Annotated in this window: 19 protein-coding genes; 16 read left to right on the forward strand and 3 right to left on the reverse strand. The window is 61.0% G+C overall.

The window, feature by feature from the left end; genetic code table 11:
- The first annotated feature begins 232 nt into the window (after window positions 1-232).
- The 6 genes from MTX36_RS07100 (at window position 233) to ssb (ending at window position 7,625) form a co-directional block, all read left to right on the forward strand.
- Window positions 233-1,957, forward strand: a complete 1,725-nt coding sequence (locus MTX36_RS07100; protein WP_243619044.1) for a class I adenylate-forming enzyme family protein — start codon at window positions 233-235, stop codon at window positions 1,955-1,957.
- A gap of 12 nt (window positions 1,958-1,969) precedes the next feature.
- Window positions 1,970-3,208 (forward strand): acetyl-CoA acetyltransferase, encoded by a 1,239-nt coding sequence (locus tag MTX36_RS07105; protein ID WP_243619045.1) that lies wholly within the window; start codon window positions 1,970-1,972, stop codon window positions 3,206-3,208.
- Complete coding sequence (locus MTX36_RS07110) at window positions 3,205-4,422, forward strand: acetyl-CoA C-acyltransferase (RefSeq protein ID WP_243619046.1); 1,218 nt, start codon at window positions 3,205-3,207, stop codon at window positions 4,420-4,422. The genes MTX36_RS07105 and MTX36_RS07110 overlap by 4 nt, the downstream gene beginning before the upstream one ends.
- Window positions 4,419-5,408: an LLM class F420-dependent oxidoreductase gene (locus MTX36_RS07115; RefSeq protein WP_243619047.1), complete on the forward strand. Its 990-nt coding sequence runs from the start codon at window positions 4,419-4,421 to the stop codon at window positions 5,406-5,408. Before MTX36_RS07110 ends, MTX36_RS07115 begins: the two co-directional genes overlap by 4 nt.
- A 42-nt stretch (window positions 5,409-5,450) precedes the next feature.
- On the forward strand, window positions 5,451-6,965 hold the full coding sequence (locus tag MTX36_RS07120) for a carotenoid oxygenase family protein (protein WP_243619048.1): 1,515 nt from the start codon (window positions 5,451-5,453) through the stop codon (window positions 6,963-6,965).
- Between the two features lie 192 nt (window positions 6,966-7,157).
- Complete coding sequence (gene ssb, locus MTX36_RS07125; protein ID WP_243619049.1) at window positions 7,158-7,625, forward strand: single-stranded DNA-binding protein; 468 nt, start codon at window positions 7,158-7,160, stop codon at window positions 7,623-7,625.
- Window position 7,626: 1 nt separating this feature from the next.
- On the opposite strand, the gene MTX36_RS07130 is transcribed toward ssb, so the two are convergent.
- The gene (locus MTX36_RS07130) at window positions 7,627-8,094 is read right to left on the reverse strand and encodes a MarR family winged helix-turn-helix transcriptional regulator (RefSeq protein WP_243619050.1); all 468 of its coding nucleotides are present in this window, start codon (window positions 8,092-8,094) and stop codon (window positions 7,627-7,629) included.
- Between the two features lie 91 nt (window positions 8,095-8,185).
- On the opposite strand from MTX36_RS07130, the gene MTX36_RS07135 reads away from it, so the two are divergent.
- From MTX36_RS07135 to MTX36_RS07160, 6 genes are all read left to right on the forward strand, one after another.
- On the forward strand, window positions 8,186-10,018 hold the full coding sequence (locus MTX36_RS07135; RefSeq protein ID WP_308198202.1) for an ABC transporter ATP-binding protein: 1,833 nt from the start codon (window positions 8,186-8,188) through the stop codon (window positions 10,016-10,018).
- A gap of 51 nt (window positions 10,019-10,069) precedes the next feature.
- Entirely contained in the window at window positions 10,070-11,749 is a 1,680-nt protein-coding gene (gene ettA / locus MTX36_RS07140) for an energy-dependent translational throttle protein EttA (RefSeq protein WP_243619051.1), read from the forward strand.
- 3 nt (window positions 11,750-11,752) lie between these two features.
- Complete coding sequence (locus MTX36_RS07145) at window positions 11,753-12,187, forward strand: thioesterase family protein (RefSeq protein WP_243619052.1); 435 nt, start codon at window positions 11,753-11,755, stop codon at window positions 12,185-12,187.
- Between the two features lie 101 nt (window positions 12,188-12,288).
- Window positions 12,289-17,133: an NAD-glutamate dehydrogenase gene (locus tag MTX36_RS07150; protein WP_243619053.1), complete on the forward strand. Its 4,845-nt coding sequence runs from the start codon at window positions 12,289-12,291 to the stop codon at window positions 17,131-17,133.
- On the forward strand, window positions 17,130-17,549 hold the full coding sequence (locus tag MTX36_RS07155; protein ID WP_279394298.1) for a thioesterase family protein: 420 nt from the start codon (window positions 17,130-17,132) through the stop codon (window positions 17,547-17,549). Before MTX36_RS07150 ends, MTX36_RS07155 begins: the two co-directional genes overlap by 4 nt.
- Window positions 17,542-18,228, forward strand: coding sequence for a hypothetical protein (locus MTX36_RS07160; RefSeq protein WP_243619054.1), 687 nt, complete (start codon window positions 17,542-17,544; stop codon window positions 18,226-18,228). The genes MTX36_RS07155 and MTX36_RS07160 overlap by 8 nt, the downstream gene beginning before the upstream one ends.
- An 8-nt stretch (window positions 18,229-18,236) precedes the next feature.
- Here MTX36_RS07160 and MTX36_RS07165 read toward each other — a convergent pair whose 3' ends face one another.
- Window positions 18,237-19,835 carry a glycoside hydrolase family 13 protein gene (locus tag MTX36_RS07165; protein WP_243619055.1) on the reverse strand — a complete coding sequence of 533 codons (1,599 nt, stop codon included), beginning with the start codon at window positions 19,833-19,835 and terminating at the stop codon, window positions 18,237-18,239.
- Between the two features lie 156 nt (window positions 19,836-19,991).
- Between MTX36_RS07165 and MTX36_RS07170 the strand changes: the two genes are divergently transcribed.
- On the forward strand, window positions 19,992-20,414 hold the full coding sequence (locus tag MTX36_RS07170; protein WP_243619056.1) for a cupin domain-containing protein: 423 nt from the start codon (window positions 19,992-19,994) through the stop codon (window positions 20,412-20,414).
- A 4-nt stretch (window positions 20,415-20,418) separates the two neighbouring features.
- Here the strand turns inward: MTX36_RS07170 and MTX36_RS07175 are convergent, their stop codons facing one another.
- Complete coding sequence (locus MTX36_RS07175) at window positions 20,419-20,814, reverse strand: globin (protein ID WP_243619057.1); 396 nt, start codon at window positions 20,812-20,814, stop codon at window positions 20,419-20,421.
- 271 nt (window positions 20,815-21,085) lie between these two features.
- Here MTX36_RS07175 and MTX36_RS07180 point away from each other — a divergent pair, with 271 nt between their 5' ends.
- From MTX36_RS07180 to MTX36_RS07190, 3 genes are all read left to right on the forward strand, one after another.
- A complete protein-coding gene (locus tag MTX36_RS07180; RefSeq protein ID WP_374230447.1) occupies window positions 21,086-21,640 on the forward strand; it encodes an HNH endonuclease in 555 nt (184 codons plus the stop codon).
- 80 nt (window positions 21,641-21,720) lie between these two features.
- Window positions 21,721-21,984 (forward strand): hypothetical protein, encoded by a 264-nt coding sequence (locus MTX36_RS07185; RefSeq protein WP_094273973.1) that lies wholly within the window; start codon window positions 21,721-21,723, stop codon window positions 21,982-21,984.
- The gene (locus MTX36_RS07190; protein WP_243619059.1) at window positions 21,971-22,450 is read left to right on the forward strand and encodes a DUF5130 domain-containing protein; all 480 of its coding nucleotides are present in this window, start codon (window positions 21,971-21,973) and stop codon (window positions 22,448-22,450) included. Before MTX36_RS07185 ends, MTX36_RS07190 begins: the two co-directional genes overlap by 14 nt.
- Window positions 22,451-22,509: the final 59 nt, after the last annotated feature.

Here is a 22,509-nt window from a genome sequence, read left to right on the forward strand (position 1 = left end):
ATGACGTAGCTCTCGCGAAGCGGAGGGCGTTCCGCATCGGCGAATTCATCTGTAGATAAGCCCTAGAAGTCGGTTAACCGTATGTCGAGCGACATCGTCGAGTCACTATGGGTCTTGTAGTAATCGAATCAAGGCGCTAATCTTCGGGACAAGCGATTGTGATGTCGGCAACCGTGTTCCCAGCTCCTTGTCCAGATTCTGCGGACGATTCCCGAGAAGGAAGTGCACAGCGATGAGACTGCATCCTCAAACGACGGTGGATGAGTACACCCGAGCCGGCTTGTGGGGGCAGGACACGTGGGACGTGCTGCTGGAAAAGAACGTCGCAGCGCAACCCGATGCCATTTCCATCGTCGACCCGGCAAATCGGGCCGCCATCACTGACGGTCCGCCGCGAGAACTCACCTGGGCGGAGCTTTCAGACCTCGTAGATCGACTCGCAGTCACGCTGTTGGACGCAGGAATCGGTATTGACGACGTGGTGGGCGTGCAATTGCCCAACTCGGTCGAGCTCTCGGCGGCGCTGCTCGCGATCACCAGTATCGGCGCCATCGCCTCGCCTCTGCCCGTCCAGTACCGCGAGTACGAGCTCGAACAGCTGGCCGAGCTCGCGAAGTTCCGTGCATTCGTGACGGTCAGTCGCGTTGGCAGTCACCGGCTGGTCGACTCGGCCGTGACGGTCAAGAGCGGTGTCCCCAGCCTTACGACAGTGTTCGCATTCGGTGACAACCTCCCTGCCGGCGCCGTGGACATGGGAGCAGCATCGGCAGACGTCACTGATTTCAGCGCTCTACACGAGCACCGCGCCACATTCACCGCCGATCCGAACGACTGCGTCACGATCTGCTGGACATCGGGTACGGAGTCGACGCCCAAGGCAGTTCCGCGGTGTGCCAACGACTGGTACGGCTCCGCCATGGGGAGCGTATCTGCCGCTGCTCTCACTCGAGATGACGTGCTGCTCAACCCCTTTCCGATGGTCAACATGGCCGGAATTGCCGGCATGTTCCTGCCCTGGCTCATGACCGGTGCGACGCTGGTGCAGCATCATCCGTTCGATGCGCCTACCTTCTTCGGCCAGTTGATGCAGCGCAAAGTCACGTACACCGTCGCACCGCCCGCGCTACTGACCCGCGCACTCGCAAGCGACGCGGCGTCCGCAGGTGTTTTCGACAGCGTCCGCGTCATCGGCTCAGGCTCGGCTCCGTTGTCTCCTCACATGATCGGGGAGTACAAAGAACGTTTCGATATCGAGATCAACAACTGCTTCGGCTCCAATGAGGGCACGTGCCTTGTCGGTGACCAGGTAACCGTGCCGGAGCTTGGCCGTCGTGCCGTCTACTTCCCGCGGTTCGGTTCGCCCGACCACACCTGGGACAACACCGCGTCGCTCGGGATGGACAATCGACTGGTCGATCTCGCGACGGAGGAAGAGATCACCACAGCGGGTGTGCCCGGAGAACTGCGAATCAAGGGGCCTCAGGTTTTCGCGGGATATCTCGAGGGAACGGCATCGTCGAACCCGTTCGACAAGCAGGGATACTTCGCGACCGGCGATATTTTTCAGTACGTCGCCGACGAGACCGGCGATCTGCGGTACCTCCAGTATGTCGACCGCGCCAAGGATCTGATCGTGCGCGGCGGTATGAACATTTCACCGGCCGAGCTCGAATCCATGCTGGCCGGACATCCGGCGGTGGCCGAGGCCGCCATGATCGGGATTCCCGATCCGGAAATGGGCGAGCGCGTCGCAGCGGTGATCGTGGCTTCCGGCGACGTCGACCCCACACTCGACGAGATCCTGAGTTTCCTTCGCGCACAGAATATTGCAGCCTACAAACTGCCCGAATCCTTGACCGTGCTCGACGAATTGCCGAGAAATCCTGTCGGGAAGGTCGCCAAGCGTGACCTTCGAACGATGGTCGCCGCAGTTTCGTCGAGTGCGTCCAAGAGTTAAGGAGAAGGTCCGATGACTGACCCCGTTTACGTCCTGGGCGGAGCCCAGACCGATTTTGCTCGTAACTGGACCAAAGAGGGACTCGGTCTCTTCGACATGTTCGCGGAGATCCTTCCGGCCACACTGTCCGACGCCGGAGTCGACGCGACAGAGGTGGAAGTCATCCATGTGGGAAACCTTGCCGGAGAACTATTTTCCGGTCAGGCACAGCTCGGCGGAATGGTAGTCGCAGCTGAGCCGGGGTTGGACGGAGTGCCGAGCACTCGCCACGAGGCGGCATGTGCGTCGGGTGGCACTGCCGTTCTGGCGGCTTGCGCCGACATTCAGTCCGGACGCTACGACGTGGCCCTGGTGGTCGGCGTCGAATTGATGCGCAACGTTTCGGCGCAGACAGCTGCCGAACACCTGGGCTCGGCAGCCTGGGCCGGCCGCGAGGCAGTAGATGCAACCTTCCCGTGGCCGGCTCTCTTTGCCGAGATCGCGACCGAGTACGACCGGCGCTACGGACTTGACCATGTCGAGTTGGGGCGGTTTGCCGAAATCGCATTTGGCAACGGCGCTACCAATAATCTTGCGCAGACGCGTGATTGGGACTTTCCGGAAGGTTCGTTCGACGAGAATGACGACGTCAACCCGGTCGTGGAAGGACTGCTTCGCAAGACTGACTGCGGCCGGATCACCGACGGCGCCGCCGGAGTCATCCTTGCCGGGCCGAAATTCGCTCAAGCCTGGGCTGAGCGCAATGGCCGCGCACTCGAGGACGAAGCGAACATCGCGGGCTTCGGGCATCGCACAGCGACACTGCTACTCGCAGACAAGTTGGAGCAAAGTGCCGACGCAGATTACATGTTCCCGCATCTGCGCGGTGCCGTTGAGGACGCGTACCGGCGCGCCGGCATCACGGGCGTGGAAGACCTCGACGTGGCAGAAATCCACGACTGTTTCACTATCAACGGACTGGTCACACTCGAACATATCGGAGTGGCGGCTCCGGGCAAGGGCGGTCAAGCCGTCACACAAGAGGTGATCGGCCGCAATGGCAGCTTGCCCGTCAATCCCGGCGGCGGCCTTCTCTCGAACGGGCATCCCGTGGGGGCAACCGGAGTGCGGATGGTTCTCGACGCTGCAAAGCAGGTGACGGGACGGGCCGGCGAACACCAGATCGACGGTGCGCGTACTGCTTTGACGGTCAACATCGGCGGGTCGTTCACCACCGCCGTGTCCACTGTGGTGACGAGAGGTGTCCGATGAGTCGCGATCGCGAAGCGTATGTTCTCGGTTCTCTCCGAACTCCGCGTGGGAAGTCCTCGGCATCGGGCGGACTAGCCGGTACAACTCCACTGCAGCTGGTGGAGCAGTTGTTGAACGGTTTGGTGACGAGGCTGGGTCTCGACCCGAATGCGGTTGACGAATTCATTCTTGGTTCCGCCACCCAGGTGGGGCCGCAGGGCGGAAACATCGCCCGCACCGCCATTCTTACTTCTGGTTGGCCTCAGCATATTCCAGGTTTGGTGGTCAACCGTTTCTGTGCGTCCGGCATCGACGCCGTATCGCTCGCTTCGGCACTGGTGCGCTCGGGCCAGGCCGACCTCGTGATCGCGGGCGGAGTTGAATCCTCCTCGTCCGTACCGATGTTCGCCGACAAGGGTCCGCTGTGGGCTGATAGCGACGTCATCGAATCCATCGGCAGCGTTCACATGGGTATCGCCGCTGATATTGCCGCGACCGAAGGCGGATACGAACGCGAAGAACTCGACGCCTACGGGGTACGGACGCAGCATCGCGCTGCCGCTGCGTGGGCCGACGGGTTCTTCGATTCGACCGTCATGCCCGTTCTCGACGGTGCGGGCGCGGTGGCGCTGGATCACGACGAGCACGTGCGAGCCTCGGTCACCGCAGAGCAGTTGGCAGATCTCCCACCGGCATTCGCCGAGCTGGGTGCATCGGGTCAGGACGCTTTGGCGCTGCGACACCTCCCCGAACTGGGGGAGATTCGGCATCTGCACACGCGCGGCACATCGCCGTCCGTCGCTGATGCCGCCGCGATGGTGGTCATCGGAACGGTAGAGGCTGCGCAACGCGCCGGACTGACCCCGCATGCCCGGGTGGTCAGTGCGGCAAGTTCGGGATCGGATCCTGTTCGCATGCTGCACGCGGGGCAGCACGCAATTGAACGGGTACTGGAACGGACGGGTCATACGCCCGATGATCTCGATGTAATCGAGTTTGCCGAGGCATTCTCCGCGCTGTGCCTCAAGATTCAGCGTGACCTGCGCTTCGGCGACGAGCGGTTCAATGTCAACGGCGGAACCATCGCAATGGGCCATGCTTTCGGAGCGACGGGTGCCATTCTCGTCGGCCAGGCCGCGGAGCAACTGGGCCGGTCCGGTGGTCGCTACGGTGTGGCGGCGGTCAGCGGTGCGGCCGGACTGGGATCGGCAGTACTACTCGAGAGGGTCCGATGAACACGCGCCTGGAAGTATCACTCGGATTGTGGCAGGACCGCCCCGCCGAGGAGGCGCTCAAGACAGCCGCCCTTGCCGACGAGTTGGGATTCCCGGCACTCTGGATCGGCGAGATGGCGACCTACGACGCGTGCGCACTCGGCATGGCGGTGGCGGCGCGTACCGAGCGAATCAGCCTGACCCTGCGGCCTTTTGCTGTCGCCGTGCGAGATCCGATGATGATCGCCATGGGCGTTGCGTCTGTTGCATCGCTGTCCGGACGGACTGTAGACGTGGCGTTGGGAACGTCGAGTCAGGTTGTGGTGGAGGAGTGGCACGGTCGATCGCGGGCTCGCTCGGCGCGCGCTCTCTCGGAATCGGCTCAGGCACTGCGTCCGTTGCTGGACGGTGAAAAGTCTTCCCTGGACGGCGAAGTGGTGCGAAGTCGCGGTTACCACTTGCGGCTACCCGCGCCGAAATCGAGTTTGACGGTGGCTGCTTTCGGGCCGTCGGCTATTCGAACCGCAGCGCGATACGCGGATCGGATGGTCCTCAATCTGGTGAGCGTCGAAACTGCGCGAGCGTTGATCGCGGACCTGCGTCGAGAAGCTGCAGCACTGGACCGGCCGTGCCCGAGGATTGCCGTGTGGTTGTCTGCCGCGGTGGATATGGGCAAGCCTGCGATCGACCAGATTCGACGTGCTGTCGTGGGATACCTGGCCGCGCCGGGCTATTCGGAGATGTTCGAGCGAGCAGGGTTCGGTGACGTGGTGGCCTATGCCCGCACCCGTCCGCATCCACGAGATCTTCTCGCCCGAGTTCCTGACGAGCTTGTCGCGGCAGTCGGTGTGATCGGCGATAGAGATCAGGCACGCGCGCGCGTCGAGGCGTATATCGACGCGGGAGTGGACGACATCGTGTTTCTGCCCTCGGCCACCGACGCAGACCCTGCGGGCGAGCGAACATTGCGCAGTCTCGCCGGTATATTTCCGAACAACCTTACCTAGTTGCAACTTTCATACTTTCTGTTGATCGAAGGAGTGCCAGCTATGGACATCGAAGTTCTGGGCCGCGTTCTGTCCACGATTCCGGACGACGACGATCACCCGTACCGCACTGGCCCGTGGCGTCCGCAAACCACCGAGTGGTCGGCAACGGATCTGGTGGTCGAAGGCGAGATTCCCGCAGATTTGGATGGGGTCTATCTACGTAACACCGAGAACCCGGTCCATCCATCGTTGGGCAACTACCATCCGTTCGACGGTGACGGAATGGTTCATGTTGTCGGTTTTCATGATGGAAAAGTGTTCTACCGCAATCGGTTTGTCAAGACTGATGGATTTCTGGCAGAACAGGAATCCGGTGGACCACTCTGGACCGGTATCGTGGGCAATCCGAACAAGTCGATTCGCGAGGACGGCTGGGGTGCGCGCGGTCGTCTGAAGGATTCTTCCAGCACCGATGTCACACTGCATGCCGGGGTCGCACTCACCAGCTTCTATCAGTGCGGAGACCTCTACAAGCTCAACCCCACTACTTTGGAAACGCTGGGCAAGGCTGACTGGAACGGCCAATTCCCTTCCGACGTCGGCGTATCGGCACACCCCAAGATCGACACCCGCACCGGCGAGATGCTGTTCTTCAACTACGGCAAAGACGAACCGTATATGCACTACGGAGTCGTCGATGCGCAGGAACAGTTGGTGCACTACATCGACATTCCGCTACCCGGGCCTCGGCTACCGCACGACATGGCGTTCACTGAGAATTACGCAATTCTCAATGATTGCCCGTTGTTCTGGATCCCGGAAGCCCTCGCCGAAGGTAAGCACGCCACCCGCTTTTATCCCGACATTCCCTTGCGGATCGCGGTAGTGCCCAGACGTGGAAACACCGCTGACATCAAGTGGTTCGAGGCAGACCCGACATTTGTGCTGCACTTCGTCAACGCCTACGAAGAAGGTGAGGAGATTGTTCTCGATGGCTTCTACGAGGAGAATCCCGAGCCGGCCGACGACGGCGTCGGTTCCGCGTATCAACGTGCATTCCGCTTCCTGTCGCAGGAGCGGATGGGAACACGTCTGCATCGCTGGCGACTGAACATGCGAACGGGAACGACTCGGGAAGAGCATCTTTCGGATCTCGTAACCGAATTCGGCATGATCAATGCCAACCACGCGGGAGTCAAGCATCGGTACACCTATGCGGCACAGGCGGTTCCGGGCTGGTTCCTGTTCAGTGGACTGGTCAAGCACGACACTCTGACCGGCAAAGAAGAGACCTATTCCTTCGGGGAGGGTATCTACGGCAGCGAAACCGCGATGGCGCCGCGTATCGGGTCGACGTGCGAAGACGACGGCTACCTGATCACCATCATCTCCGACATGAACAAGGACATCTCGGAATGCCTGGTATTTGACGCGCAACGACTGAGTGACGGTCCGATTGCTCGAATCAAACTCCCCGAACGCGTCTCGAGCGGAACACATTCGACGTGGGCACCGGGTTCCGACCTGCCCGAGTGGAATACCGCTGACAAGATGGAGGATGCGCTCGGACTGTAGCTCGCTGAGGCTTCTAACAGCCGGCACCGACACTGCCCGGGCCGGAAGGCCCGGGCAGTGCTGTTTCTCCACAGGGGTCCTGTTCATCCACAGGCGGAAATCGATTCCGCACAATCCTCGATTCCCGATTCAGACTCGAAGGGGCCGACGATCGATCGGCGCGTGGCTAAAGGGATTCGAGGGGGATTAGACATGTACGAGACATCTGTAGTCGTCGTAGGCACGGTCATCACCAACCCGGTGAAGCGGCAGACCACCAATGGTGAAGAGGTGCTGAGCTTTCGGATGGCGAGCAACGCTCGTCGCAAAGACACGACCACGGGCGAATGGACCGACGGCGCGACGCTCTATCTGACGGTCACGTGCTGGCGACGATTGGTGACCGGCGTTGGCGCATCCATTATGAAGGGTGATCCGGTCATGGCCGCGGGGGAGTTGCGCACCAACGAGTACACGACCAAAGAGGGGATTCCCCGCTCCGATCTGGAGATGCGGGCCACCGCAGTGGGGCCTGACCTGGCGCGGTGTATCGCGAAGATCGAGCGGCACAGCAAGCCTGTGTCGACCGACGAGTTCGTACCGTCGGAGGATTCGGTGGACATCAGCGACGCTGTCGATATCAGCGACGCTGTCGATATCAGCGATACCGTCGCTGCGTGAACTAGCTCACGCTCCGGGTTTTCGAGCAGTCGCGGGCTCGGCCATGGTCGTGACCCGCGTCTACTCGCTCGAGCAATTGGTACAGAACACTCTGCTCGGAATCATCGAGGTCGTCGAACACATCGGCGGATTCGCGCCGCTGAGCTTCGGTGATGTCCGCCGCCAGGGTGGCACCCGAGTCGGTGAGTTCGAGGAGTACTGCGCGGCGATCGCCCGGATCGGGCATGCGCGTAACCCAGCCTGCGGCCTCGAGGGAATCGACGACGTCGGTTGCGGAACGGGGGACGATACGCAGTCGCTCGGCAAGGAAGCCCAAACGTACTGGTTCGCCGGCGCGTGCAAGTACCCGAATCGCGCGGCCTTGGGATGGCGACAGGCCGAACGGTTCCAACGCGGCGATCTGGCGTCGCCGAATGGTTCGGGCTACGGACATCACTACGTCGGTGAGTTCGCGCTCTCGGGAATGCATGCGGTCAGTCTAGCGTTGTTGGTGTCAGCCTCATAGTGAGGTAACCTCATCAATATGAAGTGTGGGTGAGAAGCGCCTCCAGGAGGTAAACGTGAGACCAGATCACATCAGAGATTTTGACAAGCCCGCCGCCCCGTTTGCTCCGGCGGACCCCGTATCACCGCGACGAGTGCTCGAATTGTTCAGGCCGTACCGGAAACAAATCGCGATAGTCACAGCCGTGATCACTCTCAGCGCGATCGTTGCGTTAGGAAGTCCGCTGCTTCTCCGCGAAATGCTGGACAAAGCTATCCCGGACAAGAACCTCGGACTCGTCAGTTTCTTGGCGATCGGCATGATCGCCATTGCGATCATCACCAGTTGCCTCGGCGTGGCTCAAACCTGGATGTCCAACAGCATCGGCCAGAAACTGATGCATCAACTGCGTGTGCGGGTGTACTCGCATCTGCAGAATCAGTCCCTCGGATTTTTTGCCCGGACAAGAACCGGCGAAGTGCAGTCGCGCATCGCCAACGACATCGGCGGCATGCAATCGGTAGTCACCAACACCGCAACGTCGATTGCGCAAAACGCAACAACAGTTGCCGCGACCATCGTCGCGTTGTTCCTGCTCGACTGGCGTCTGGCGATTTTCTCGCTCGCGATCCTGCCGGTCTTCATCCGCATTGCGCGAAAGATCGGCAACGAGCGCCGCAAGATCTCGGGTACCCGGCAAAAGTTGCTCAGTGACCTGTCTGTTCAGGTGGAAGAATCCCTCTCGGTCAGTGGCATCTTGCTCGGCAAGACCACCGGCGCGAAGTCAGCGCTCACCGACCGCTTCAGCGAACGCTCCGCCGAAGTAGCCGACGTCGAATTGCGCGCGATGATGGCCGGAAAATGGCGAATGGCAACCATGTCGATCACCTTTGCCGCAATGCCCGCATTGGTCTACTGGTTTGCCGGATTCACGCTCGACCACGGCAACACCATTACCGTCGGAACCCTGGTTGCCTTCACGACTTTGCAGACTCAGTTGTTCCGGCCGACCATGATGCTCCTCAACACCGGCGTTGAAGTACAGAGTTCCATGGCTCTGTTCAGTCGGGTGTTCGAGTACCTGGATCTGCCGATCGACATTGCCGATCCGGAGGAGTCGAAGGAATTCGACCGGGCAACGATGACTGGCGAATTGCGATTCGACCACGTCGACTTCTCGTACCCCGGGACTGACTCCAAGACGTTGAACGATATCGATCTGAGTGTCCCCGCCGGCGGAACCCTCGCGCTGGTCGGATCAACAGGTTCCGGCAAGACCACCCTCGGATACCTCGCCGCGCGGTTGTACGACCCGACGGCCGGTTCCGTGACGATCGACGGCGTCGATCTACGTGACCTCGATCTGTCCACGGTCTCCGACCTGATCGGCGTTGTATCTCAGGAGACATACTTGTTCCATACGACGATCCGCGAGAATCTACGGTTCGCGAAACCCGATGCCACTGACGTAGAGATCGAGCAGGCCGCACGCATCGCGCAGATCCACGAGTTCATTGTCGGTCTGGACGAGGGTTACGACACCATGGTTGGTGAGCGTGGCTACCGGTTCTCGGGCGGCGAGAAGCAACGTATCGCCATTGCGCGCACAGTATTGCGAAACCCGCCGATCCTGGTTCTCGACGAGGCGACCAGCGCGCTGGACAATCGCACCGAGCGTGCGCTCCAGGACGCCCTGGATGAACTCATGGTTGGGCGCACCACTCTTGTTGTGGCGCACAGGCTTTCCACGGTTCGGGACGCGGACCTGATTGCCGTGCTCGACCAGGGCGTGGTCGTGGAGAAGGGTACACATGACGAGTTGGTGGAACGGGGTGGACGGTATGCGCAGCTTCTCGCGGCTACCGGCAACGACGCTACGGAACTGCCGTCCGAACTGCAGAGCGTGTGAACCTCCACGCGCAATGTGGGTAATGCGACAATCGCCGATAGGCTGACGGTCATGGCTGAGTTTATTTACACGATGAAGAAGGTGCGCAAGGCGCACGGTGACAAGGTCATCCTCGATGACGTCACGATGAGTTTTTACCCCGGCGCGAAGATCGGTGTCGTCGGACCCAACGGCGCTGGTAAGTCCAGCATCCTCAAGATCATGGCCGGACTGGACCAGCCGGGCAACGGCGAGGCATTCATCGCTCCCGGAGCAACGGTCGGCATCCTCATGCAGGAGCCGCAGCTCGACGAGACCAAGACCGTTCGTGAGAACGTCGAAGAGGGCCTCGGCGAGACCATGGTTCAGCTCAAGCGATACAACGAGATCGCCGAGCTCATGGCTACGGATTACTCCGACGAGCTGATGGAAGAGATGGGCGAGCTTCAGGAGAAGCTTGACCATGCCAACGCCTGGGAGATCGATTCCCAGCTCGAACAGGCCATGGACGCGCTGCGTTGCCCGCCGCCCGAGGACATGGTCACCCACCTTTCCGGTGGTGAGAAGCGTCGCGTCGCACTGTGCAAGCTGCTGCTGAGCAAGCCCGATCTGTTGCTCCTCGATGAGCCCACTAACCACCTCGACGCCGAGTCGGTCCTGTGGCTCGAGCAGCATCTCGCTGCCTACCCCGGCGCTATCCTCGCCGTCACTCACGATCGTTACTTCCTCGATCATGTGGCGCAGTGGATCTGTGAGGTCGACCGCGGTCGCCTCTACCCGTACGAGGGCAACTACTCCACGTACCTGGAGCAGAAGGCCGCTCGCCTCGAGGTGTCCGGCAAGAAGGACCAGAAGCTGCAGAAGCGGCTCAAGGACGAACTCGCGTGGGTTCGTTCCGGTGCAAAGGCCCGTCAGGCCAAGAGCAAGGCTCGTCTGGATCGCTACGAAGAGATGGCGATCGAGGCGGAAAAGACCCGCAAGCTCGACTTCGACGAGATCCAGATTCCGGCACCGCCGCGTCTGGGCGACATTGTCGTCGAGGTCAAGAACCTCGACAAGGGCTTCGACGGCCGCGTCCTGATCAAGGACCTCTCGTTCACGCTTCCGCGTAACGGCATCGTCGGCGTCATCGGCCCCAACGGTGTTGGTAAGACGACTTTGTTCAAGACCATCGTCGGTCTCGAAGAGCCGGACTCGGGTGAGGTCAAGATCGGTCAGACGGTCAAGCTGAGCTACGTCGACCAGAACCGCAGTGGCATCGACCCGAAGAAGACGGTCTGGGAGACCGTGTCCGACGGACTCGACTTCATCGTCGTCGGCCAGACCGAATTCCCGTCGCGCGCCTACATCAGCTCGTTCGGATTCAAGGGTCACGATCAGCAGAAGCCGGCCGGCGTTCTCTCCGGTGGTGAGCGCAACCGTCTGAACCTGGCGATGACGCTCAAGCAGGGCGGCAACCTGATCCTGCTGGATGAGCCGACTAACGACCTCGACGTCGAAACCCTCGGTTCGCTGGAGAACGCTCTCGAAGAGTTCCCGGGTTGCGCCGTCGTGATCTCGCACGATCGCTGGTTCCTGGACCGCACGTGTACCCACATCCTGGCGTGGGAAGGAGGCTTCGGCGACAACGAAGCTGCTTGGTACTGGTACGAAGGCAACTTCGAAGGCTACGAGGCAAACAAGGTTGAGCGACTCGGCGCCGACGCCGCGCGTCCGCACCGCGTCACGCACCGCAAGCTCACCCGGGACTGACCTGTGGCAGACGCATTCAGTTGCGAGGTCCAGGTTCGGTGGGGTGATTCCGACCGCCTGGGCCATGTCAACAACACCAAGTACGCCGAGTACATGCAGGAAGCTCGAATCCAGTTTCTGGAGTCGAAGCTTGCTGCTCACGGTGGGCGGCCGGGGTACGTCGTCGTTCGAAAGATGACTATCGAATTCCTCAAGCCTGTGACGGATTCTTCCGGTCCGTTGCAGATCGACGTCGTCACGACACATGTCGGCAAGTCGTCGTTCACGGTCCGTCACATCATCCGCGACAACACGGGTGCCGAGTGCGCCTTCGGCGACGCGCTGATGGTCGGATTCGACAAGGTGACCGAAAAGTCCAGAACCCTTGCCGAGAGTGAACGTTCGGTTCTCGAAGCTGCGCTCGTCTCGGTGAATGAACCGCAAGATTTCGTCTCGTAGTTCGCCCTAGATGGTGGTCGCCGCGGCTAGTCTCGAGTCAGAGATTGGCCGCGGTGATCAGAACTCACCGTGATCTAGACCTACAGGGATGTGAGTCAAGAATGACGGACCGACAAGAGACCTCCTCAAGCCTCGACGAAGCGACGTTACTCACGCGCCTTCGCGAGGCTTTTTTCACACATATCGACGAGGGTGACAGCGACGATGTGATCAATGGCCGAACTGATCGAGTCTTACTGGCACATCTTGCACTCGGGCGACACCGGACGCCGGGAACCGCGGTGTGGCGTGTGTACCGCCCGGGGGGACCGGAAGGTCTCGGAGCTTCCGTGCAGATCGTCACCGACGACATGTCGCTGCTCGTCGAGTCCGTCACGGCGATGCTCAATCGGCTCGGTGTGGGAATCAGTCAGTTCGCGCATCCGATCCTGACCGTGGAACGCGACAATTCTGGCAATCTGGTTTCCTTGGACGGCAACGGGATTCAAGAATCCTGGATGCACGTTCAGTTGGATTCCGAAGTCGACGAATCAGCTCTCGACGCTATCGGTGCGCATCTGGGCAAAGTGCTCGCAGATGTCCGTCAGGTCGTCGGCGACACTCCGGCCATGACTGCGCTCGAGTTGGGTATCGCTGATGAACTCGAGCGATCGGCATCCACGGCGTCGGGGAGAATTTCGCCCGAAGAGTTTTCCGATACCGCGCGGTTGCTCCGCTGGATGGCCGACGGCAACTATGCGGTGCTGGGATACCGCCGATTCGAGGGCACCTCCGACGGTTCACGCACCGTCGAGGGTAGCGCTCTGGGAGTGCTCCGCACCGATGTCGTCACCGAAGGGCCGATGAGTTTGCCGCCCGTTGCGGATCTCCCGGACCGCCCGCTGCTGGTCCTCACGCAAGGCTCGTTCCCGGCCACGGTTCACCGCGCGGTTTACCCCTATTTCGTCGGCGTCTCCATCCTCGATGACAACGGAAACATCGTGGGGGAGCACAGGTTTCTCGGAGTGTTCACGGTGGTGGCGCTACACGAGAACGTACTCGCGATTCCGCTGATCGAGCGCCGTGTACGTGAAGTGATCAAACGGGCCGGTGTGGATCTCAATTCGTATTCCGGCCAGGCGATGCTCGAAGTGATCCAGTCGTTCCCGCGTACCGAGTTGTTCTCGAGTGACACACAAACCTTGTTCGAGACCGTCCATGCTGTCCACAGCATCGGACTGCGTCGGCAGGTGCGGTTGTTCGTACGCGAAGACACGTTCGGGCGCTTTGTCTCGTGCCTGGTGTATCTGCCGCGCGACCGCTATACGACGCGTGTGCGCCTGGCGATGCAGCACACGCTGTGGCGTGAATTCGGTCCGGGCACTCTCGATTACACAGCCCGGGTTACCGAGAACGATCTGGCGTTGCTTCACGTGACGATCCGCCGCGAGCCGGGCAGCGAACCGGTTCATCTGGATGTGTCCGAGGAGAATCGTGAGCGGGTCCAGGGGTTACTGACTGAGGTCAGTCGCAGTTGGGACGACCGAATCACGGACCTTGTGCGCGATGCGTCGAGTGCGGAACTTGAACTTGTGCAGCGGTATTCGCGTGTTCTTCCGGACGGGTACAAAGAAGATTTCGAACCTTCCCGAGCGCTGTCCGACATCGCTCGACTGGAGGCCCTGGCACCCGGAGCGATCGATGTATTGCTTTATCGGGCGGAGGATTCCGATCCGGGTCAGTGGCGGTTCACACTCTTTGTCGGCGGCGGCGGTATCTCGCTCAGTCAGGTTCTTCCGGTATTGCAGTCGCTCGGAGTGGAGGTGCTCGACGAAAGGCCACACGTTGTGGAGCGCCTCGACGGAGTGCAGTGCTGGATCTACGATTTCGGGCTGTCAGTTCCGGCGGATCTACGGGCGTCCGTGGAAATCGACCTCGATACACAAGTTCCGTTGGAAACCAGCACAGTTCCGCTGACCGAGGTGCAGAAGCGTTTCACCGCTGCCTTCGGTGCCGTGTGGTTCGGACGCGCCGAGGCCGATCGTTTCAACGAACTGGTGCTGCGTGCCGGAATGACGTGGCGGCAGGCAGTTGTGCTGCGTGCTTACGCAAAGTACTTGCGGCAGGCTACCTTTCCCTATAGTCAGTTCCATATCGAGGGAATTGCCCTCACACACCCGAAGACGGCTTGTGCGTTGGTGGAGTTGTTCGAGGCAATGTTCGATCCGCAGTTGCGCGATGAAGCGCGCGTCGCCGAGTTGGAGGAGCAGTTGCGGGCCTCCATCGACGAGGTACTCAGTCTGGATGCCGACCGCATTCTGCGCGGCATGTTCTCGCTGGTGAAAGCCACGTTGCGCACCAATTTCTACGTCATCGACGAGGACGGGCGTTCACGCGACTACCTGTCGATCAAGCTCGATCCGTCCCGGATCAGTGAATTGCCCAAGCCCAGGCCGGCTTTCGAGATCTATGTGTACTCGCCGAAAGTCGAAGGAGTGCACCTTCGGTTCGGTGCGGTCGCGCGCGGCGGTTTGAGGTGGTCGGATCGGCGCGAAGATTTCCGCACCGAGGTTCTCGGCTTGGTGAAGGCCCAGGCCGTCAAAAATGCCGTCATCGTGCCGGTGGGTGCCAAGGGTGGGTTCGTCGTGAAGAATCCGCCGTTGCCGACCGGTGATCCGGTGGTAGATCGCACGGCAACATTGGAGTCCGGCAAGGCGTGCTACCGCACCTTCATCTCGGGGCTTCTCGACATCACCGACAACGTCGATCCCGATACGGGAGCGGTTGTCACCCCGGAGCGGGTGGTGCGTAAGGACGACGAGGATCGTTACCTGGTAGTCGCCGCAGACAAGGGGACTGCATCGTTCTCCGACCTGGCGAACTCTGTTGCTGCGCAATATGATTTCTGGCTCGGTGACGCTTTCGCATCAGGTGGATCGGTGGGATACGACCACAAGGGAATGGGGATCACGGCGCGCGGCGCGTGGGAGAGTGTCAAGCGTCATTTCCGCGAGATCGGCGTCGACACGCAGTCCGAGGATTTCACCACCGTCGGCGTGGGCGACATGAGCGGCGACGTTTTCGGCAACGGCATGTTGCTCAGCCGCCACATCCGACTTGTCGGCGCTTTTGATCATCGGCATATCTTCCTCGATCCCAACCCTGATGCAGCGCGGTCGTTTGTGGAGCGTGGGCGACTCTTCGAACTGCCCAGATCGTCATGGGCTGACTACGACGCCAGCCTGATCAGTGAAGGCGGCGGAGTCTGGGATCGCACGGTCAAGTCCGTTCCGATCGCCGAAAGCGTGCGTGTTGCACTCGGACTGGACGAGGGTGTCACCAAACTGTCACCCCCCGAATTGATGCGGGCAATCCTGTCCGCACCGGTGGACCTGCTGTGGAACGGTGGAATCGGTACCTACATCAAGGCGGCCAGCGAAACCAACGCCCAGGTCGGCGACAAGAGCAACGATGCAGTACGCGTCGACGGTCAGGATCTACGGGTCAAGGTGGTCGGCGAAGGCGGCAACCTCGGAGTGACAGCGCTGGGGCGCATCGAGTTCAGTGCCGGCGGCGGACACATCAACACCGACGCCATCGACAACTCTGCCGGTGTGGACTGCTCCGACCACGAGGTCAACATCAAGATCCTTCTCGACACTCTGGTTCGTTCCGGATCATTGCCCGTCATGGAGCGGAACCCGTTGTTGGTCTTGATGACCGACGATGTTGCAAGACTTGTTCTGGCCGACAACATCGCTCAGAATGCGCTTCTCGGAATATCGCGCGTCAGTGCGCCGCAGATGCTCGCTGTCCACCGCCGACAGCTGACTGATCTGGGTAAGACTCGCGGGCTCGATCGTAAGCTCGAAGCGCTGCCGACGGACACGGAGATCGAGCGGCGATTGGAAGCTGGATCCGGTTTGACGTCACCGGAATTGGCAACTCTCACAGCACATGTGAAACTCTCGCTCAAGGACGATCTGCTGGCCACCGAACTGCCGGACAATGAATATTTTGCACAACAGATTCCCGGGTATTTCCCGTCGGCGGTGAGTGAGCGTTTTGCTTCGGAAATCAAGGACCACCCGCTGCGACGGCAGATCGTGGCGACAATGCTCGTCAACGAGGTCATCGACAACGGCGGCATCACGTACGCGTACCGGTTGGCGGAGGAGACCGGTGCCAGCAGTACGGACTCGATCCGGGCGTACGCGGCCGTCCGTGAGGTGTTTGCTCTCGACGACGTGTGGGAGCGGATCCGGTCGGCTGGACTCACCGCTGATCTCGAGAACGATCTGATCATCGAATCGTGCCGACTGCTCGATCGGGCATCGCGGTGGTTCCTCGCGAGTCGGCCACAGCCGATTGCGGTGGGGGCCGAAGTGTCGCGCTATTCCGCGGCCTACCGATCGACGGCCCCACTTGTTCCCGGCTTGCTCGGCGGACATCAGTTGACAGATTTGCTGGCCCGATCCCAATCGGTTATCGATCGCGGCGCCCCGGAAGACCTGGCGCTCGAAGTCTTTCGGCTACTGGACGTGTACTGCCTCCTCGACATCGCGGACATCGCCGATATCGCCGAGCACGACATCGCGGAAGTTGCGCAACTGTATTACGCGCTCGACGCGCATCTCGGAATCGACTGGCTGCTCACCGCAGTGTCCGGACTCGAACGGGGAGATCGTTGGCATTCGCTGGCGCGGTTGGCGTTGCGCGACGATCTCTACAGCTCACTGCGGCAACTCACGATGGAAGTGCTGTCCGGCGGTGAGCCCGGGGAGTCACCTCAGGAAAAGATCGACGAATGGGAATCGACCAACGCGTCGAGGCTCAGTCGGGCGAGGGCAGCTCTCGGTGAGATCTTCGAGTCTGGGACGCTTGACCTGGCGACGCTCTCGGTGGCGGCGCGGCAGGTTCGTAGCATGGTGCGCAGCATGGGCACCCGATCGGAGGTAGGACGTTGAGCAAAGGATTTCACGCCGACGTAGTGGTTCGGTGGTCCGATATGGATGCCTTCCAGCACATCAACCATGCCCGCATGGTGACGTTGCTGGAGGAGGCTCGAATTCCTTGGCTGTTTCAAGACGGCTGCCCCACAGTCACATTGCGCGACGGCGCCGTGATTGCAGATTTGCATGTGCGGTACCGAGGTCAACTGCGGCATGAAGATTCACCGCTCGATATTTTGATGTGGGTGGAAAAAATACGGGCAGTGGACTTCACGATCGCCTACGAGGTGCGGCCCAAGGGCGCCGGTCTCGACGTGTCGCCGTCGATTGTCGCGTCGACGCAGATCGCTGCATTCGACATCGATACTCAGCGTCTGCGTCGACTCAGCGGACCCGAGCGGGAGTATTTGGAGAGCTGGCAGCGTGCATGAACGAATGCTCACCGTGCCCGATGAAGCCGAGCGCAAGAACTTGGCCGGTTTCATCGGGCACGCGCTCAGGTTGGACGAATCTGCCGTGATCCGGATGCGTCGACGGGGCCCGGATCATGTGAGTGCCTGGGCAGCAACAGGTTTTGACGCATTGGCAACCCGCACCGTGGTGGGCACGATCAACCCGGACGACACCTCGGCCGCGGGGGATCAGTTGCTGGCCGCCCTCAGACAATCGACCGACGAGTTCATCGATCCCGGTTTTGCGATGGATTCTGCCTGGCGCGGGGCATTGCCGCCGATGGACGGTTACGAGCATCTCGATGATGTTCCCGCTCGCGTGTTGATCGAATTAGCCCAGCGCGGAAATGCTTTGGCGCAGGAGCACGGCAGCAATCAGGGTCCGCCGGCGTCGTTGCTGGATCAGGACGTGCTCGAGGTCAGCGGTCCGTCAGGCACGGTCGGAATCTCGATGCGCGTGATATTCGCTTTGACGGCAATGGGATTCATTCCACACGCGGGCTCCGACGCGATGACGGCCGATATCGACCTCGCGCTCATCGACGCGTCGGAGTTGGTGCGTGTGCGGGCAAGTAAATCGTGGGTTCGACTCGACGCACGGTTCGGTTCCATCTATCGGCACCGCGGTGGGTCAATTCCGCTGATGGTGGCCCGATAGCAATTCTGTTAGATCAGCCAGGCGGCAGCGTTGGTCGGCAATTGACCGTCGATCAACGGTGCGCTGGTGAGCAGGACCTTGCCACCCGGAAGCGCGATGGGTTCGTCCGTCGTATTGAGAGCGCAGATCAAGCCGCCCCGTCGACGGAACGCCAGACACCCCGGAGGGCTCCCGTACCAATCGATGTCACTGCCGGAGATCTCCGGCGTCGATGCACGTAGTTCGAGGGCGCTGCGATACAGCGAAAGCATTGAATCTACGTCCTCGATCTGTGCTTCGACCGTCAACGTGGACCACTCGGTCGGCATCGGCAACCACGTGGTTGCAGCGGTGGTGAACCCGAACGGCGGTTCGGCACCTTCCCACGGCAACGGCACTCGGCAGCCGTCGCGGCCACGCTCGGCATGGCCGGAGCGTTCCCACACCGGATCCTGCAGAGCGTTTTCGGGAAGTTCGACGTTGGGCAATCCCAATTCTGCGCCGTTGTAGATGAAGGCGGCACCGGGAAGTGCGAGTTCGACCATGGCCATTGCTCGTGCGCGTTGGGTCCCGATGTCGCCTCCGCCGTATCGGGTGACTTCGCGCTCGACGTCGTGGTTGGACAGCGTCCACGTGGGAGTTCCGCCGACTGCAGCGACTGCAGCGATGGAGTTGTCGATCGCTGCGCGTACCGACTCCGCGGAGAATTCGGTTTCGGCCAGTCGAAAGTTGAATCCGAGGTGAAGTTCGTCCGGGCGGATGTATTCGCCGAACCGCTCGTTGTCCCGTACCCAGATCTCGCCGACGGTCATTGCCTGAGGGAACTCGTTCATGACTTTGCGGATTCCGCGGTGAATCTCGTGGACGGTCGGATTGTTGAATCGGGGGTCGTCGTCGGAGTTGCGCATGAGCTCGTTGAGTTCCCAGTCATGGTCCGGCAAACCATCAGGCTTGGCCATCCCGTGGGCGACGTCGATGCGGAATCCGTCGATGCCGCGGCCGAGCCAGAAGCGCAGGGTCTTCGCGAGATCCTCGAAGACCTCCGGGTTGTTCCAGTTCAGATCCGGCTGTTCCGTCGCAAAAATGTGGAGGTACCACTGGCCGGGTGTTCCGTCGGCTTCCGTGACGCGGGTCCACGCCGGTCCACCGAAGATGCTGGGCCAGTTGTTGGGCGGTTCGGTCCCGTTCTCGCCCTTGCCGTCGCGGAAGATATAGCGGGATCTTTCAACCGAACCCGGGGCTGAAGCCAAAGCGGCTTTGAACCACTCATGCTGGTTGCTGGTGTGATTGGGGACGAGGTCCATCGTGACCTTGATGCCACGCTCGTGTGCCGACTCGATCAGGGAATCCATGGCGGCGAGGTCGCCGAACAGGGGATCGATGTCACGAGGATCGGAAACGTCGTAGCCGTGATCGGCCATCGGGGATCGCATGACCGGGCTCAACCAGAGTGCGTCGATACCGAGAAGTTCCAGATATCCGAGTTTGTCTTCGATGCCACCAAGGTCACCGATGCCGTCGCCATTGGAATCAGCGAAGGATCGCGGATAGATCTGATAGAAAACCGCCTCGTTCCACCAGGGTGGACGAGGTGGGTTGGCGACGGTCGAATCCGCGGGGGTGCTCACAGCGATTAATAGTGCCAAACCTCGAGCGCTCCGACGACTTGGACACGGGAGTTTTGTGGTTCTTTACCTCACCTTGGTGTACTTTGCTCTTGCGAAGTGATTGCTTTCAGCAACCTTTGCGTTACCGGGGGATCAAAAGTATGGGGGGGCACAACCATGAGTTTGTCAGCGATCGAATCGGTCAGTTTGGACCAACTGCCGTTGAACGACGATCCGATCAACGAGGACTGGATTATCTCCGGAACTCCGAAAGCACGGGCAGCGCAGTGGTCGGCCAGCAAGGATGGCACCACTACAACACACGTCTGGGACTGCACCAAGGGGCAGTTTCGCTGGTACTTCCCCGCAGACGAGATCGTCCACATCATCGAAGGCTCGGTCACCGTCGAATCGGATGGCAGCGAGAAGCGCACGCTGCGCGTCGGTGATGCTGCATTGTTCCGCGCCGGAAGTTGGTCGGAATGGAACGTCGACGAGTATGTCCGCAAGCACGCAATCCTGAGCGTGCCCCTGCATCCGAGTGTCTCGTTCGTGGTTCGAGCCGCGCGCAAGATCAGCCGGATGGTCGGTTCGCGCTAGAAGTTCAGATGGCCGAATTCACCATGGATGCCGCAGCCATGTCCATGTAGTCGGTCAGCTGCTTGCGGTGCGCAGCGTCGAGGGTTTTGTCGTCGATCGACGCGATGGCTACGTGCATGCAGCGTAGCCACGCGTCGCGTTCGATCGGGCCGATCACGAATGGGTTGTGACGCATCCGCAGGCGCGGGTGTCCGCGCTCCTCGGAGTACGTCTGCGGGCCGCCCCAGTACTGCTCGAGGAACATTCGCATGCGCCGCTCTGCCGGCCCCAGATCATCTTCGGGGTAGAGCGGGCGTACGACGTCGTCCTTCGCGACTTCCTCGTAGAAACGCGCGGTGAGCTTGTGGAACGTCTCGGCTCCGCCGACGGCGTCGTAAAAGGTCTGCTGTACGTCATTCATGGCGAGTCCCATTGTGCCTGATGGTGATGGAGAGCGGTTTCCGGGTTGCTCGGGCTGTGTTCACCCGAAATTCACCGTGTGCCGACACAATTTTGTGCGAAATAGGAGTGCGCAACTCGATCATCCGTGGTCAACTTGGGGGCAGTTACCCGGAGGTCGTATGAAGAACCGACACGCTGCACGCAATCACCGACAACTCCAGCCCACTGGCGCACGGAAAGACCATGCGTCAGGGGCTGTTCTGGAAGTTGTTCCTGACGGGTTCAGTCCGATGGCTGACCCACTTTTTTCCGACCACGTGGTTCCCGAGTGGGTTAAACGTCGGGTGCTGCTTCTCAATGTGACCTATGAGCCGCTGACCGCCCTTCCGGCGCGTCGCGCAGTAGTCCTCATGGCCTGCGGAAAGGCCGATACGGTTCACGAGGACGAGCACGGCCCCGTCGTCCATTCCGCGGACTGGTCGGTGCAGGTGCCTTCGGTGATCCGACTGCGTACTTACGTGCGCGTCCCGTATCGCGCCAGAATTCCCATGACCCGTGCCGCGCTCATGCATCGTGACCATTTCCGATGCGCGTACTGCGGAGCTAAAGCCGAAACCATCGATCACGTAGTTCCGCGCAGTCGTGGCGGTGGGCACTCGTGGGAGAACTGCGTAGCCTGCTGTGCGCCGTGCAACCACCGTAAGGCCGACAAAATGCTCAGCGAACTGGGGTGGACGCTCCGAGCCGAGCTGGTTCCGCCGACCGGTCCGCACTGGCGACTGCTCGCTGCGACCAAGGAACTGCACCCCTCCTGGATGCCGTATCTCGGGGTCGGCGCTGCCTGACCGGATGCCCGAGAAAAAATTGCCCGAGAATTTGTGGCCCTGACGCTTTCCTTCGGGGAGTTCTGGGCTACCGTTCTGGGGTGAGCATTCTCGAGGTAGTACTGATATACGTTGGGATCCCGGCCCTGATCACCGCCTTCTTCGCGGGTGCGTCCTTCCTCGGGAAGAAGACGCCGGGTCCGGTTCCGCCGGCGTTCCATCTGGGTGAGTCGTGGGATCACGCCCCCGTTCTGTGGAGTGCTGTCGACGAGGTGACCGTTCGCGGTGGCCATCACGGCAGTGCACACGCGATCGAAGCCGGTTCGGCTGATCTGATTGGAGGGTCCGCAAGTGGCAAGTGGTGATCATTCGGCAGCGGTCGCAGTAGCGCCCGAAGACCTGCCTATGGGCAGCGTCATCACGTCCAGTGGCCGTATTTCCGGCGTGCACCGGGTGGGGGAGCCGTTCACGGACGACCTCCCATTCGAGACGAAGGATCTTGTTGCCCTCGACGTAGCGTTGACCGAGGCCACGCGCGCCACCAAGGTGCGTTTCAACGCGTACATCGGTGACCTGGGTGCCAACCCGGCAGCCGGTGCCGACGCACTGTTCCCGACCACGCCCGAAGCTGAGCGTTCGGTCCTGATCGCAGTCTCGCCCAACCAGCGCGTCGTCGAGGTCCGTAGTGGCCGCGTCATCGCCGATCGTGTTACCGACCGCGTTGCCCAGCTCGGTGCAACCGCAGCGGTCAGCTCGTTCAGCGAGGGCAACCTCATCGACGGACTGATCAGCGCGATCCGCGTCATGAGCGCCGCAATTTCTGCGCCGTAAGTTCTTCCAGCCAGACAAGGCCGGTGCCCGCCTCGATTGAAGCGGGCACCGGCCTTGTG

The sequence above is a fragment of the Rhodococcus sp. ARC_M6 genome, from assembly GCF_022810305.1.
Taxonomy (GTDB): domain Bacteria; phylum Actinomycetota; class Actinomycetes; order Mycobacteriales; family Mycobacteriaceae; genus Rhodococcus_F.

Excerpts from the sequence above, each read along its gene's own strand:
- MTX36_RS07105 (WP_243619045.1), top strand. The coding sequence starts at position 1,970 with ATGACTGACCCCGTTTACGTCCTGGGCGGAGCCCAGACCGATTTTGCT.
- MTX36_RS07130 (WP_243619050.1), bottom strand. The coding sequence starts at position 8,094 with ATGCATTCCCGAGAGCGCGAACTCACCGACGTAGTGATGTCCGTAGCC.
- MTX36_RS07120 (WP_243619048.1), top strand. The coding sequence starts at position 5,451 with ATGGACATCGAAGTTCTGGGCCGCGTTCTGTCCACGATTCCGGACGAC.
- MTX36_RS07150 (WP_243619053.1), top strand. The coding sequence starts at position 12,289 with ATGACGGACCGACAAGAGACCTCCTCAAGCCTCGACGAAGCGACGTTA.
- MTX36_RS07115 (WP_243619047.1), top strand. The coding sequence starts at position 4,419 with ATGAACACGCGCCTGGAAGTATCACTCGGATTGTGGCAGGACCGCCCC.
- MTX36_RS07180 (WP_374230447.1), top strand. The coding sequence starts at position 21,086 with ATGGCTGACCCACTTTTTTCCGACCACGTGGTTCCCGAGTGGGTTAAA.
- MTX36_RS07175 (WP_243619057.1), bottom strand. The coding sequence starts at position 20,814 with ATGAATGACGTACAGCAGACCTTTTACGACGCCGTCGGCGGAGCCGAG.
- MTX36_RS07110 (WP_243619046.1), top strand. The coding sequence starts at position 3,205 with ATGAGTCGCGATCGCGAAGCGTATGTTCTCGGTTCTCTCCGAACTCCG.
- MTX36_RS07100 (WP_243619044.1), top strand. The coding sequence starts at position 233 with ATGAGACTGCATCCTCAAACGACGGTGGATGAGTACACCCGAGCCGGC.
- ssb (WP_243619049.1), top strand. The coding sequence starts at position 7,158 with ATGTACGAGACATCTGTAGTCGTCGTAGGCACGGTCATCACCAACCCG.
- MTX36_RS07170 (WP_243619056.1), top strand. The coding sequence starts at position 19,992 with ATGAGTTTGTCAGCGATCGAATCGGTCAGTTTGGACCAACTGCCGTTG.
- ettA (WP_243619051.1), top strand. The coding sequence starts at position 10,070 with ATGGCTGAGTTTATTTACACGATGAAGAAGGTGCGCAAGGCGCACGGT.